This window comes from Burkholderia reimsis (assembly GCF_003294055.1).
In the GTDB taxonomy this organism is placed as follows: domain Bacteria; phylum Pseudomonadota; class Gammaproteobacteria; order Burkholderiales; family Burkholderiaceae; genus Burkholderia; species Burkholderia cepacia.
On sequence record NZ_QMFZ01000018.1, the window covers coordinates 1 to 14074 of the forward strand.

Annotated in this window: 13 protein-coding genes; 11 read left to right on the forward strand and 2 right to left on the reverse strand. The window is 69.4% G+C overall.

From position 1 onward, the window contains the following. Positions 1-60: 60 nt before the first annotated feature. Positions 61-1002 (reverse strand): LysR substrate-binding domain-containing protein, encoded by a 942-nt coding sequence (locus DPV79_RS20735; protein ID WP_113046357.1) that lies wholly within the window; start codon positions 1000-1002, stop codon positions 61-63. A 251-nt stretch (positions 1003-1253) separates the two neighbouring features. Here DPV79_RS20735 and DPV79_RS20740 point away from each other — a divergent pair, with 251 nt between their 5' ends. Both DPV79_RS20740 and DPV79_RS20745 read left to right on the forward strand, forming a co-directional pair. Beyond that, positions 1254-2294: an alpha/beta hydrolase family protein gene (locus tag DPV79_RS20740; protein WP_113046358.1), complete on the forward strand. Its 1041-nt coding sequence runs from the start codon at positions 1254-1256 to the stop codon at positions 2292-2294. Positions 2295-2477: 183 nt separating this feature from the next. Beyond that, on the forward strand, positions 2478-3233 hold the full coding sequence (locus DPV79_RS20745) for a 4'-phosphopantetheinyl transferase family protein (protein ID WP_113046359.1): 756 nt from the start codon (positions 2478-2480) through the stop codon (positions 3231-3233). 21 nt (positions 3234-3254) lie between these two features. Here the strand turns inward: DPV79_RS20745 and DPV79_RS20750 are convergent, their stop codons facing one another. Beyond that, positions 3255-4211: a glutamate/aspartate ABC transporter substrate-binding protein gene (locus DPV79_RS20750; RefSeq protein ID WP_113046360.1), complete on the reverse strand. Its 957-nt coding sequence runs from the start codon at positions 4209-4211 to the stop codon at positions 3255-3257. 213 nt (positions 4212-4424) lie between these two features. Between DPV79_RS20750 and hutH the strand changes: the two genes are divergently transcribed. The 9 genes from hutH to DPV79_RS20795 all read left to right on the forward strand — a co-directional run bounded on the left by hutH (position 4425) and on the right by DPV79_RS20795 (position 14072). Next, positions 4425-5948 (forward strand): histidine ammonia-lyase, encoded by a 1524-nt coding sequence (gene hutH / locus DPV79_RS20755; protein WP_059486414.1) that lies wholly within the window; start codon positions 4425-4427, stop codon positions 5946-5948. Between the two features lie 4 nt (positions 5949-5952). Beyond that, the gene (hutC, locus tag DPV79_RS20760; RefSeq protein WP_113046361.1) at positions 5953-6648 is read left to right on the forward strand and encodes a histidine utilization repressor; all 696 of its coding nucleotides are present in this window, start codon (positions 5953-5955) and stop codon (positions 6646-6648) included. A 38-nt stretch (positions 6649-6686) separates the two neighbouring features. Beyond that, positions 6687-8375, forward strand: a complete 1689-nt coding sequence (gene hutU / locus DPV79_RS20765; protein WP_027786936.1) for a urocanate hydratase — start codon at positions 6687-6689, stop codon at positions 8373-8375. 2 nt (positions 8376-8377) lie between these two features. Further along, positions 8378-9028, forward strand: coding sequence for a HutD/Ves family protein (locus DPV79_RS20770; protein WP_060066297.1), 651 nt, complete (start codon positions 8378-8380; stop codon positions 9026-9028). Between the two features lie 4 nt (positions 9029-9032). After that, the gene (gene hutI / locus DPV79_RS20775) at positions 9033-10256 is read left to right on the forward strand and encodes an imidazolonepropionase (RefSeq protein ID WP_113046362.1); all 1224 of its coding nucleotides are present in this window, start codon (positions 9033-9035) and stop codon (positions 10254-10256) included. 12 nt (positions 10257-10268) lie between these two features. Then, positions 10269-11645 (forward strand): formimidoylglutamate deiminase, encoded by a 1377-nt coding sequence (locus DPV79_RS20780; RefSeq protein WP_113046363.1) that lies wholly within the window; start codon positions 10269-10271, stop codon positions 11643-11645. A gap of 60 nt (positions 11646-11705) precedes the next feature. Next, positions 11706-12503: an N-formylglutamate deformylase gene (hutG, locus tag DPV79_RS20785; RefSeq protein WP_113046364.1), complete on the forward strand. Its 798-nt coding sequence runs from the start codon at positions 11706-11708 to the stop codon at positions 12501-12503. A 369-nt stretch (positions 12504-12872) separates the two neighbouring features. Further along, positions 12873-13097 carry a hypothetical protein gene (locus DPV79_RS20790; RefSeq protein ID WP_080982012.1) on the forward strand — a complete coding sequence of 75 codons (225 nt, stop codon included), beginning with the start codon at positions 12873-12875 and terminating at the stop codon, positions 13095-13097. Positions 13098-13265: 168 nt separating this feature from the next. Next, a complete protein-coding gene (locus DPV79_RS20795; RefSeq protein WP_048026185.1) occupies positions 13266-14072 on the forward strand; it encodes a gamma-glutamyl-gamma-aminobutyrate hydrolase family protein in 807 nt (268 codons plus the stop codon). Positions 14073-14074: the final 2 nt, after the last annotated feature.

The following is a 14074-nucleotide window of genomic DNA, read 5'->3' on the forward strand; positions in this document are numbered from 1 at the left end:
GCATAGGCCGGGGCCGGCGGCATTCGCTGAATCGGCTCCGGCTCCGGCTCCGGCTCCGGCCTATGCCGACGCCGTATCGTGCGCACGCATCGCGATATCGCATTCGGCTGCTTCGGCGAGCATCCAGTCGCGGACTTGGGCGACTTCGCGGCGCGGTGCCGGATCGTGCTGGAACAGCCAGTAGCCGTAAGCCTCCGACAGCGCCTGCGTGTGCGGCCCGAGCACCGCGAGCCGCCCGTCCGCGAGCATCGGCGCGACGAGCGCGAGCCGCCCGAGCGCGACACCCTGGCCCGCGATCGCGGCCTGGATCACCTGGTCGTACTGGTTGAAGCGCAGCACGCCTTTCGGGCGCGCGTCGCCGAGCCCGGCCGCGAGCAGGTGCGTGCGCCATTGCAGTTGCGGCTGCGGCGGCCCGTCGAATTCGAGCAGGACGTGCTCGGCGATCGCGGCCGCGTTCGTGACGGGCCGTGTGGCGAGCGCGGGATGGGCGACCGGCACGACGATCTCGTCGAACAGGTGCAGCGCGCCGGCCGGCGCGCGCTCGCGCGGGCAATAGCGGACGCCGAGGTCGATGCCTTCGGCGCGCAAATCGAGTACCTTGTCGTTCGCGGCGACGCGCAGGTCGATCTCCGGCAGGCGCGCCTGCAGCCGCCCGAGCCGCGGCAGCAACCACAGCGCGGTGACGCCGATGCTCGCGGTGATCGTGACGGGCTGGCGCTCGCGTGCGGCGGCGAGCGACGCGACGGTGTCCTGCAGGCTGTGCAGGGCCGCATCGGCGACACGAAACAGCCGTTCGCCTTCCGGCGTGAACGCGATCTTCCGGTAGCCGCGCTGCAGCAGCGCGACGCCGAGATGCGCTTCGAGCGCGTGCACCTGGCGGCTGACCGCCGATTGCGTGACGCACAGATCCTGCGCGGCGAGCGTGATGCTCATGCGGCGGCCGACGGCGACGAAACCGCGGACGAGGTCGAGCGACGGGAGGCGGACGAGTGGCGTTGACATGCGCGTGACTCATGCGAACGGAGCAGCAAGATTGGTTGAGAACGCGGGGCGCGTCAAGTTCAATGGAGGCTGGCGCGGGGAGTGCGGGGCTGACCGCGAAGCATGGGGTTCGGGTAAGCGCTGAAGTGCCAACTCGGGCCGACCGCGAAGCATGGGGCCCGAGTAAGCGCCAAAGCGCTAACTCGGACCGACCGCGAAGCATGGGGTCCGAGTAAGCGCTGAAGCGCCAACTCGGACCGACAGGAGACTCGATGACGATTTCGAACGAAAGCAGCGGGACGACGCAGGGCAGCCGTGCGGCAGGCGCATTGCCGCCCGAGCCCGTGACGCTGCGCGCGGCCGACGGCTACGAATTGCGCGGCCATGTATGGCGCCATCGCGGCGGCAGCGCCGCGCGGCCCGTGACGATCATCAATTGCGCGACATCGGTGCGTTGCGACTACTACTTTCGTTTCGCGGCCTGGTTGTTCTCACAGGGGCGCGACGTGCTCGTCTACGACTATCGCGGCATCGGCGGGTCGCGCCCGGCGCAGCTCGCGAAGCTGCGCGCGAACTGGCTCGACTGGGGGCGGCTCGATTGCGACGCCGCGCTGCAGTACGCGCGCGACGCGTTTCCGGGCCAGCCGATCGACGTGGTCGCGCACAGCATCGGCGGGTTCGCGCTCGGGCTCGCGGCATCGAACGCTCACGTGCGGCACGCGGTGACGGTCGGTGCGCAGTACGCGTACTGGCGCGATTACCTGCCGGCCGAACGGCGGCGCATGTGGTGGAAGTGGCACGTTGCGATGCCGCTGCTCGCGGCCGTGTTCGGCTACGTGCCCGCGAAGCGGCTCGGCTGGATGGAGGACACGCCGCGCGGCGTCGCGTTGTCGTGGGTGCGCTCGCAGGCCCGCTTCGAGGATGGTTATACGCGCGGCCTGCTCGCCGAACCCGTCGCAAGCCGCGCCGCGTTGCCCACCCGCTTCGCGGGACTGTCGGCGCCGATGCTCGCGATCGGCCTCGACGACGACGGGTTCGGCACGGTCGAGGCGATCGAGCGGCTGGTCGGCTACTACACGGGCAGCGACGTCACGCACCTGCGGATCGCGCCGGCCGACATCGGCGTCGATGCGATCGGCCATTTCGCGTTTTTCCACAGCCGCTTCACCGACACGCTGTGGCCGCTCGCGTTGTACTGGCTGCAGCACGGCGTGCTGCCGGCCGATGCGCCGGGCCACGTGCATGCGCTTCACCCGGCGTCGCGCGGGCGAGGGGCGGGCAGCGGCGTGCCGGGCGTCGCCGCGAACGGGTGAGGCGCGGCGGCTGCCCGGTGCGTCGCGGGCATGGCGTGCTGTCGTGCGCGGCCTTCGCATGCGGCTCATGAAGCCGCTCCGATTCGATGCGGCCGCGGCGAGTCGCATCCGGGCCGGTTCATACGCCGGCGCGATCGATTAACATCGGGCGTTTCCTTTCACGGCACAGGCTGCTGCGCACCGATGTCCATTCCGTCCGATTCCGCCTCTCCGGCCGACACCGCCCGCGCATGGCGCGTGCGCGCGCTCGATGTGCCGCCCGCCGCTGCACGCGCGGGTGTGCGGGTCGCGCGTATCGATTTCGACTGGAGCGTGCCGCTCGCGTCGCCGGCCTATGCGGCGCTGAGCGATGACGAGCGCGCGCGCGCCGCGCGCTTCATGCGTCACGAGGATGCGGTGCGCAGTGCCGCGACGCGTGCCGCGCTGCGCGACGTGCTCGGCGCGGCCCTCGGTGTCGCGCCGCGTGCGGTCGCGATCGTCGTCGACGCATCGGGGCGGCCGTCGCCGGCCCCCGCGCATCGGACGTCACTCGATTTCAACGTGTCGCACGCGGGCGATCATGCCTTGCTCGCGTGGGCGCCCGCGGGCCGTGTCGGTGTCGATATCGAGTGCTGCGACCGCGCGGCCGACTGGCGTGCGCTGACACGCGAAGTCTGCGCGCCTGCCGAGGCTGCGTGGCTCGACAGCCTGTCGCCCGCCGCGTGCGCGGCGGCGTTCATGCGCGTGTGGGCGGCGAAGGAAGCGTTGCTCAAGGCGCTCGGCACCGGCATCGTCGGCGGGTTGCGAGCGTTCGCGGTCGTGCCGCCGCGCGATGCCGCGACCCCTGCGACGACGATCGTCGAACCGGCCGCGCCCGCCGCCGGCGTCGCGGCGTTCGACGCGGCGTGGCTCGACGCGGCGCCCGGCTACGCGGCGTGCATCGCGTGGACGCGTGCGTGAGCCGGCGTCAGCGCGCGGCGCTCATTCGAGCGGCGCGTCGTTCGGTGCCGCGTAGCGCGCCTTGATCACGTCGCTCATCGGGAAGTCGAACGCGAGCCCCTTCGGCGGCACCGGCTTCATGAACCACCTGTCGTACAGCGCATCGATCTCGCCGCGCTTCATCGACTGCACGAGCACGCCGTCGACGAGCGCCTTGAACTGCGGATCGTCCTTGCGCAGCATGAACCCGTAGGCCTCCGACGACTGCGGCGTGCCGACGATCTGCCAGTCGGCCGGCTTCGCTGCGAGCTGGCGCACGCCCGCGAGCAGCACGTCGTCCATCATGTACGCGGCCGCGCGGCCCGATTCGAGCGTGAGGCGTCCTTCGCCGTAGTCCTTCGCGCTGATGATCTGCATGTTCATCTTCCTTTCCTCGTTCATCCTGCGCAGCAGGCGCTCGGACGTCGTGCCCTGGTTCGTCACGACCGTCTTGCCGGCGAGGTCGGGGAAGTCGCGGATGCCCGAGCTCGTGCGCGTGAGCAGGCGCGTCGTCGCGACGAAGAAGGTGGTCGAGAACGCGACCTGCGCGTGGCGCGCGGCGAGGTTCGTGGTGACGCCGCATTCGAGATCGACGGTGCCGTTCTGCACGAGCGGGATGCGGTTCTGCGACGTGACGGGGATGAAGCGCACCTGCAGGTCGGGCTTGCCGATGCGCGCCTTCACGGCGGCGATCACGCGGTCGCACAGGTCCTGCGAGAAGCCGATGACCTTGCCGCTCGCGTCGACGTAGGAGAACGGCACCGACGTTTCGCGGTGGCCGATCGAGATCAGGTTGCTTTGCCGGATTTTCTCGAGCGTGCCGGAGAGCGGCTCCGCGGCGAACGAGGCGCCGCATGCGAATGCGCACGCGGCGAAGAGCAGGGGGCGGCCGAACCGGGCAATGAACCGGGCAATGAACCGGGCGATGAACCGGGCGATGAAACGGGGCGGGAAGGGCATGACGGGCTCCGTGGCAAGTGGCGATTCGTATGTTGCCAAGGACAAAATAACCGCAACATATGTTAAGAACCGGATCCCGCCGACCGCTCCGGCGGGCCGCACCGGGCATCAGGGAAACTCCCAAGTCGAAATCGGTGAAAAACGGGTTGTCTAGACAAGTTCAGGTGGCTACACTTCAAACCACTCCGAACTTGTCTAGACAGGATTGCTCACATGATTACGTTGACCCCCGGCCACCTGACCCTCCCGCAACTGCGCCAGATCGCACGCGAATCCGTTCAGCTGGCGCTCGACCCGGCCAGCTTCGCGAAGATCGACGCCGGCGCGAAGGCCGTCGCCGACATCGCCGCGAAGGGCGAGCCGGCCTACGGCATCAACACGGGCTTCGGCCGCCTGGCGAGCACGCACATCCCGCACGACCAGCTCGAACTGCTGCAGAAGAACCTCGTGCTGTCGCATGCGGTCGGCGTCGGCGAGCCGATGGCACGTTCGTCGGTGCGCCTGCTGATGGCGCTGAAGCTGTCGAGCCTCGGCCGCGGCCACTCGGGCATCCGCCGCGAAGTGATGGACGCGCTGATCAAGCTGTTCAACGCGGACGTGCTGCCGCTGATCCCGGTGAAGGGCTCGGTCGGCGCATCGGGCGACCTCGCGCCGCTCGCGCACATGTCGGCCGTGCTGCTGGGCGTCGGCGAAGTGTTCATCCGCGGCGAGCGCGCGAGCGCGCTCGACGGCCTGCGCGTCGCGGGCCTCGCGCCGCTGACGCTGCAGGCGAAGGAAGGCCTCGCGCTGCTGAACGGCACGCAGGCATCCACCGCGCTCGCGCTCGACAACATGTTCGCGATCGAAGACCTGTACCGCACCGCGCTCGTCGCGGGCGCGCTGTCGGTCGACGCGGCTGCCGGTTCGGTGAAGCCGTTCGACGCACGCATTCATGAACTGCGCGGCCATCAAGGCCAGATCGACGCGGCAGCGTCGTATCGCGACCTGCTCGAAGGCTCGCCGATCAACCAGTCGCACCGCGATTGCGACAAGGTGCAGGACCCGTACAGCCTGCGCTGCCAGCCGCAGGTGATGGGCGCGTGCCTGGACCAGATGCGTCACGCGGCCGACGTGCTGCTGATCGAAGCGAACGCCGTGTCGGACAACCCGCTGATCTTCCCGGATACCGGCGAAGTGCTGTCGGGCGGCAACTTCCACGCCGAGCCCGTCGCGTTCGCGGCCGACAACCTCGCACTGGCCGCATCGGAAATCGGCGCACTGGCCGAACGCCGCATCGCGCTGCTGATCGACGCGACGCTGTCGGGCCTGCCCCCGTTCCTCGTGCGGGACGGCGGCGTGAACTCGGGCTTCATGATCGCCCACGTGACGGCTGCCGCACTCGCATCGGAAAACAAGACGCTCGCGCACCCGGCGTCGGTCGACTCGCTGCCGACCTCGGCGAACCAGGAAGACCACGTGTCGATGGCGACGTTCGCCGCACGCAAGCTCGCCGACATCGCGGACAACACGAAGCACATCCTCGCGATCGAACTGCTGGCCGCCGCCCAGGGTGTCGACCTGCGCGCGCCGCACCACACCAGCCCGAAGCTCGCGCCGGTGATGGAAACGATCCGCAGCAAGGTCGCGCACTACGAGCTCGACCACTACTTCGCACCGGACATCGCGGTGATCGCGAAGCTGGTCGGCGAGCGTGCGTTCGCGAAGGTCGCGCCGTTCTCGTTCGCGTCGGAACAGTAAGCCCATGAGCGCGCCGGTCTACCAGGAGATCAAGGATTTCATCCTGGCCCGCATTCACGCAGGCGAGTGGGAGGAGGGCGACCAGGTGCCGTCCGAGAACGAGCTGGCGCGCGAGTTCAAGGTGGCGCGCATGACCGTCAACCGCGCGCTGCGCGAGTTGACGGCCGAGCAGGTGCTCACGCGCATGAAGGGTGCGGGCACCTACGTCGCGCGGCCGAAGTACGAGTCGACGCTGGTGGCGATCCGCAGCATCTCGGAGGAGGTCGGCGCGCGCGGGCATGCGTATCGCGCGAGCGTGCTCGGCCTCGACACGATCCGCGCCGACGAGGTGCTCGCCGACGAGATGCAGGTGGCCGTGCGCACGAAGCTGTTTCATTCGCAGGTGCTGCACTTCGAGAACGACGAGCCGGTGCAGCTCGAAGAGCGGTGGGTGAATCCGGTGGTCGCGCCGGATTACGCCGAGCAGGATTTCACGAACACGACGCCGAACCTGTACCTGATGCGCGCGGCTCCGCTGCAGCGCGTCGAGTACCGGATCGAAGCGGCGGCCCCGGCGCCGGAGCGGCGCGAGCAGCTGCGGATGGACGACGTCGAGCCGTGTCTGGTTTTACATCGGCGCACCTGGTCGCAGGGCGTCGTCGCCTCGGTGGCGAATCTGTGGCATCCCGGCAGCCGTTATCGCTTCACCGGGCATTTCTGATTCCTATTTGATATTCATTTCCCTCGGGAGCAGTCGTCATGAACCATCCGAAACACATCGATCCCCGTCTCGATCCGACGCGCACGATCCGCGCGCCGCGCGGCAGCGAGAAGGTCTGCAAGACCTGGCTGGCCGAAGCGGCCTACCGGATGATCCAGAACAACCTCGACCCGGAAGTCGCCGAGCATCCGCATGCGCTCGTCGTGTACGGCGGCATCGGCCGCGCGGCGCGCAACTGGGAATGCTACGACCAGATCCTCGCGTCGCTGAAGGATCTCGAGGAAAACGAAACGCTGCTGATCCAGTCGGGCAAGCCGGTCGGTGTGTTCCGCACGCACAAGGATGCGCCGCGCGTGCTGCTGGCCAACTCGAACCTCGTGCCGCACTGGGCGAACTGGGACCACTTCCACGAGCTCGACCGCAAGGGCTTGATGATGTACGGCCAGATGACGGCCGGCAGCTGGATCTACATCGGCAGCCAGGGCATCGTTCAGGGCACCTATGAAACGTTCTTCTCGGTCGCGAACCAGCACTTCAACGGCGATCCGTCGGGCCGCTGGATCCTGACGGGCGGCCTCGGCGGCATGGGCGGCGCGCAGCCGCTGGCCGCGACGATGGCCGGCTTCTCGATGATCGCGGTCGAATGCGACGAGACGCGCATCGACTTCCGCCTGAAGACGCGCTACGTCGACAAGAAGGCAACGACGCTCGACGAGGCGCTCGGCATGATCGAGGAAGCGAAGCGCACCGGCAAGCCGGTGTCGGTCGGCCTGCTCGGCAACGCGGCCGACGTGTTCGCGGAGCTCGTCACGCGCGGCATCACGCCGGATTGCGTGACCGACCAGACGAGCGCGCACGACCCGATCAACGGCTACCTGCCGCAAGGCTGGACCGTCGCGCAATGGCGCGAAGCGCAGAAGGTCGATCCGCAGAGCATCGTGAAGGTCGCGAAGCAGTCGATGGCCGTCCAGGTGCGCGCGATGCTGGCGCTGCAGGAGCGCGGCGCGGCGACGCTCGACTACGGCAACAACATCCGCCAGATGGCGCTGGAAATGGGTGTCGAGAACGCGTTCGACTTCCCGGGTTTCGTGCCGGCCTATATCCGCCCGCTGTTCTGCGAAGGCAAGGGCCCGTTCCGCTGGGTCGCGCTGTCGGGCGATCCGGAAGACATCTACAAGACCGACCAGAAGGTGAAGGAGCTGATCCCCGACGATCCGCACCTGCACAACTGGCTCGACATGGCGCGTGAGCGCATCGCGTTCCAGGGCCTGCCGGCGCGGATCTGCTGGGTCGGCGTGAAGGATCGTTATCGCCTCGGCCAGGCGTTCAACGAGATGGTGAAGAACGGCGAACTGAAGGCCCCGATCGTGATCGGCCGCGACCACCTCGACACCGGTTCGGTCGCGAGCCCGAACCGCGAGACGGAATCGATGAAGGACGGTTCGGACGCCGTGAGCGACTGGCCGCTGCTGAACGCGCTGCTGAACACCGCGGGCGGCGCATCGTGGGTGTCGCTGCACCATGGCGGCGGCGTCGGCATGGGCTTCTCGCAGCACTCGGGCGTCGTGATCGTCGCCGACGGTACCGCCGAAGCGCACGAGCGTCTCGGCCGCGTGCTGCTGAACGACCCGGCGACGGGCGTGATGCGCCATGCGGATGCCGGCTACGAACTCGCGCAGCAGACGGCCCGCGAAGCCGGCCTGAAGCTGCCGATGCTCGGCCGCTGAGCATGACGGCGCTCCACCAGGCGCCGGCGAACGCGACGCTGGCCGCCGCGATGATCCGCGCAGCGGATCTCGTCGCGTCGCCATGGAAGAACGGCGGCGGCGTGACGCGCGAGATCGCGGCGTTTTCCCCCAAGGGGACTTCCTTCGGGGCGCCGCCGGGCGCCGCGCTCGACGCGTTCGCGTGGCGCGTGAGCGTCGCGGACGTCGGCACGGACGGCCCGTTCTCGCGTTTCGACGGCGTCGACCGCACGCTCGTGCTGCTGTCCGGCGCAGGCATGACGCTCGCCGAGGAAGGCGGCGCACGCCACGTGCTCGACGCACCGCTGGCCCGCGCGGATTTCGCGGGCGAGGCGGCGATCGACGCGACGCTGCACGACGGCGCGACGCGCGACTTCAACCTGATGACGCGCCGTTCGGCCGCGCGCGGCACGCTCGACGTGTGGCGCGCAGGCGCGCACCGCATCGGGCATGCCGATACCGTGCTGCTGTTTTGCGCGACCGGCGAGGCCGCTGTTGAAATCGACGGCACGCGCTACACACTGGAAGAAATGGACACGTTGCGGCTCGACGGGCCGCGGCGTGCGTTTGACGTCGTCGTGAGCGGTAGCGGCGCGTTGCTCGCCGTGTCGCTCGCCATCGGCGAACGAGACTGAACGCATGAAACCGACTGTCTGGCATCACCTGAGGCTGTGTCCGCACGGCCATCCCGACGAGACGATCGACGACGCGGCGATCGCCGTCGACGAAACCGGCACGATCGTCTGGCTCGGCGCGATGTCCGCGCTGCCGCACGGTTATGCGCATTGGCGGCGCGAGGACCTGCACGGCGCGTGGGTGACGCCGGGCCTCGTCGACTGCCATACGCACCTCGTGTACGGCGGTACGCGTGCCGACGAATTCGCGCAGCGCCTCGCGGGCGTCAGCTACGAGGAGATCGCGCGGCAGGGCGGCGGGATCGTGTCGACGGTGCGCGCGACGCGCGCGGCCGACGAGACGACGCTGTTCGTGCAGGCCGCCGCGCGGCTGCAGCCGCTGCTGGCCGAAGGCGTGACCGCGATCGAGATCAAGTCGGGCTACGGGCTCGACCTTGCGAGCGAACGCAAGATGCTGCGTGTCGCGCGCCAGCTCGGCGAGCGTTTCCCGGTCACGGTCTACACGACCTTTCTCGGCGCGCATGCGCTGCCGCCGGAATACGCGGGCCGCGCGGACGACTACATCGACGAAGTGTGCGACCGGATGCTGCCGGCGCTGGCCGACGAGGGGCTCGTCGACGCGGTCGACGTGTTCTGCGAACGCATCGGCTTTTCGCTTGCACAGACCGAGCGCGTGTTCGAAGCCGCGGCACGGCGCGGGCTGCCGGTGAAGCTGCATGCGGAGCAACTGTCGAACGCGGGTGGCACGGCGCTCGCCGCCCGCTATCGGGCACTGTCCGCCGACCACCTCGAATTCCTCGACGAAGCCGGTATCGTGGCGATGAAGGCGGCCGGCACGGTCGCCGTGCTGCTGCCGGGCGCGTATTACTTCATCCGCGAGACGCAACTGCCGCCGATCGAGCTGCTGCGCAAGCACGGCGTGCCGATCGCGCTCGCGACCGATCACAACCCCGGCACGTCGCCGCTCGAATCGCTGCTGCTGACGCTGAACATGGGCTGCACGCTGTTCCGCATGACGGTGCCCGAAGTGCTGCAGGGCGTGACGCGCCACGCGGCCGCGGCGCTCGGCCGCGCGGATCGCCACGGCGCGCTCGAGGTCGGTCGCCAGGCCGACTTCGCCGCATGGTCGGTCGGCTCGCTGGCGGAGCTCGCCTACTGGATCGGCCGGCCGCTGTGCGAGCAGGTCGTACGCGGCGGCACGACCGTGTTTCGCCGGATGAATGGATAGATAGATAGCCTTATGACCGACACCCTGTTGTTTGCAGACCATGCGTACCTGCCCGACGGCTGGCGCCGTAACGTGCTGCTGCGCTGGGACGCGGCCGGCACGCTGACCGGCGTGACGCCCGACACCGACGCCCCGGCAGGCGTTGCGCGTGCGGCCGGGCCGGTGCTGCCCGGCATGCCGAACCTGCATTCGCACGCGTTCCAGCGCGCGATGGCGGGGCTCACCGAATACCGCGCGAATCCGGCCGACAGCTTCTGGAGCTGGCGCGACCTGATGTACCGCTTCGCGCTGAAGATCACGCCCGACGCGCTCGCCGCGATCGCGCGCTGGCTGTACGTCGAGATGCTCAAGTGCGGTTATACGTCGGTGTGCGAATTCCACTACGTGCATCACGCGCAGGACGGCTCGCGTTATCCGCAGATCGCGGAACTCGGCACGCGCGTGGTCGACGCCGCGCGCTCGGCCGGCATCGGCATCACGATGCTGCCCGTGTCGTACCAGTTCGCCGGCTTCGGCAACAAGCCGCCGCGCGACGACCAGCGCCGCTTCATCAATACGCCCGACGGCCTGCTCGAGCTGCTCGACGCGATGCGTCGCGCGGCGCCGGAGCACGGCGGCCTGCGCTACGGCGTCGCGCCGCACTCGCTGCGGGCGGTGTCCGAGAACGGGTTGCGCGTGCTGCTCGACGGGCTGCCCGACGACGCGCCCGTGCATATCCATATCGCCGAGCAGACGGCCGAAGTCGACGACTGCGTGCGTGCCTACGGCGCGCGCCCCGTGCAATGGCTGCTCGATCGCTTCGATGTCGACGCACGCTGGTGCCTCGTGCACGCGACGCACGTCGACGCGGCCGAAACGGCGGCGCTCGCGCGGCGTCGCGCGGTCGCCGGCCTGTGCCTGACGACCGAGGCGAACCTCGGCGACGGCGTGTTCCCGGCCGTCGACTATCTCGCGCAAGGCGGCGTGATCGGCGTCGGCTCGGACAGCCACGCGTCGGTCGACTGGCGTGCCGAGCTGCGCCTGCTCGAATACGGGCAACGGCTCGTGCACCGCGCGCGCAACGTGCTGTCGAGCGACACGCAGGCGCATGTCGCCGATCGCCTGTTCGACGCGTCGCTCGCGGGCGGCGCGCAGGCCAGCGGGCGGCGCGTCGGTGCGCTGCGCGAAGGGTGCCGCGCCGACTGGCTCGTGCTCGATCCCGATCATCCGGCGATCGCCGAACACGACAGCACGTCGTGGTTGTCGGGTATCGTGTTCGCGGAGCACGGCGAGACGCCGGTGCTCGACGTCTACACGGGCGGCGAGCGCGTCGTGAGCGGCCGCCGCCATCGCGACGAAGCCGCTGCGTATGCCGACTACCGCGCCGCGCTGGCGCAACTGCTGCGCTGACGCGCGGCAACCGGCGCACGCCGCCTGCGTGCGCCGGCAGACCTTCAACGGTGATGCGACATGACTGAACAACCGGCTGTATTCACGCTGAAGCAGGGCTCGCTGCCGCTGCTGATCTCGATTCCGCACGCAGGCACGCACATCCCCGACGACATCGCCGCGACGATGACGGCCGACGCGCGTTTCGTCGACGATTGCGACTGGCATCTCGAACGGCTGTACGGCTTCGCGGCCGGCCTCGGTGCATCGATCCTCGTCCCGTCGCATGCGCGCTACGTCGTCGACCTGAACCGTCCGCCCGACAACGAGAACCTGTACCCGGGGCAGGACACGACGGGGCTCGTGCCGGTCGATACGTTCGACAAGGCGCCGCTGTATCCGGCGAATGCGCTGCCCGGCAACGACGAGATCATGCGTCGCCGCGATCGCTACTGGCTGCCGTACCACGACGCGCTGCAACGCGAAGTCGCACGCCTGAAGCGCGAGCACGGCCGCGTGCTCGTGTGGGAAGCGCATTCGATCCGCTCGCACGTGCCGCGCTTCTTCGACGGCCGCCTGCCGGACTTCAACTTCGGCACGTCGAGCGGTGCAAGTGCCGCGCCGGGCCTGGCGGAGGCGCTCGCCGCGCGCGTGCTCGAACATGGCGGCTATACGGCCGTCGCGAACGGGCGCTTCAAGGGCGGCTACATCACGCGCCACTACGGCGTGCCCGAAACGGGCGTCGAGGCCGTGCAGCTCGAGCTCTCGCAGATCACCTACATGGAAGAGACGCGCCCCTACGCGTACGACGAAACGCGTGCGGCGCGGATTGTGCCGCTATTGCAGACGCTCGTCGAAACCGCGCTCGCGCATCGCTGAACCCGGGCCGCACGGATGCGGCAGCGCGGCGGAGCAGGTGCGCGACGGCCCGCCGGCCCGCCGGCACGCAGCGTGCCCCACCGATGCACTGCACAACACGGCATCGATCCACGAGATCGGTGCCGTTTTTTTTCGTCCGGGTTTCGTCTGATCGATGTCGTCATCCGCACCTGAAAATTTGACGCAATTTTTGGGTGATATAAGCTGAATGTCAGGAAGTCGTCACGCGCGCACCGGCGGCGGGCCATCTATCGTGGCCGCACCGCACCGGAATGCGCGGCGAGACACCTTGCCGACGTGTCGCCGCGCGGCATTGCCGCATGCGCTTCATCGCGACACGTGTCCTGCATTCGTCAGTCGAGTACGATCGTGAAAGCCGCCAGCCCTTCGATACGCCGGACGCGAAGTCCGTCGGCGGGCGCGCCGCCTCAGGCCGGGCCGATCCGGCATGCTGATCGCGGCACGCGTGCCGCCTCTTTGCGCGAACCTCGTTTCTTCGCCATTTCCCGTCGCGGCCTGCGCCGCTTCAATCTCGTGGCTGCCCGCGTGTTCAGCGCGGTGCAGTGCGACGGCAGCGCATCGTTGTTGCCCTAGCGTCCCTTTCCACGTCCGTTCCGGGCCGCACCGCCTGTTGCCGCATCGTCCGCGCGGCACGATCGCGTTTGGGCATGCGGCGCATCGTGGTGCGCGCGTGCGGTGCCGGCGCGAACCTTCATCGTCCCGCGTGCGAATGTGTCGCGCGCGATTGCCGGAGAGACACCCATGCATGCGCGACCGATCGTAGCCGTGACCGCCGACCGCATCCTGCGCGGTGCGCATCCGAACCACACGGCGGGGGAGAAGTACCTGGCCGCGCTGGTCGACGGCGCGGGTGCGCTTGCCTTCGTGCTGCCCGCGCTCGGCGCGCGCCAGCCGGCCGATGCGATCGTCGCGGCGGTCGACGGGTTGCTGTTGACCGGCAGTTATTCGAACGTCGAGCCGCATCATTACGGCGGTGCCGCGAGCGCGCCCGACACGCTGCACGATCCCGCGCGCGATGCGACCGCGCTGCCGCTGATCCGCGCGGCGATCGACGCGGGCGTGCCCGTACTCGCGATCTGTCGCGGCATGCAGGAGCTGAACGTTGCCTACGGCGGCACGCTGCATCAGCGGCTGCACGCGACGACCGGCTTCGACGATCACCGCGAGCGGCCGGCCGATCCGCTCGAACGGCAGTACGGCCCCGCGCACGTCGTGCAGTTCGCGCCGGGCGGCCTGCTGCAGCGGATCGCGCACGGCGCACCTGAAGCGACGGTCAATTCGCTGCACGACCAGGGCATCGCGCAGCTCGGCGCGGGGCTCGTCGTCGAAGCCAGCGCGCCCGACGGGCTGGTCGAGGCCGTCAGCGTGCGCGGCGCGCGGGCGTTCGCGCTCGGCGTGCAGTGGCATCCCGAATGGCGCTACGCGGAACAGCCGCTGTCGCGCGACATCTTCGCGGCATTCGGCGCGGCGTGCCGCGCGCGCATGACCCATCGCATTCATGCGGCCGGCGGCGCGATGCCGTCGCCGGCCGCATCCGACGTCGACTGATA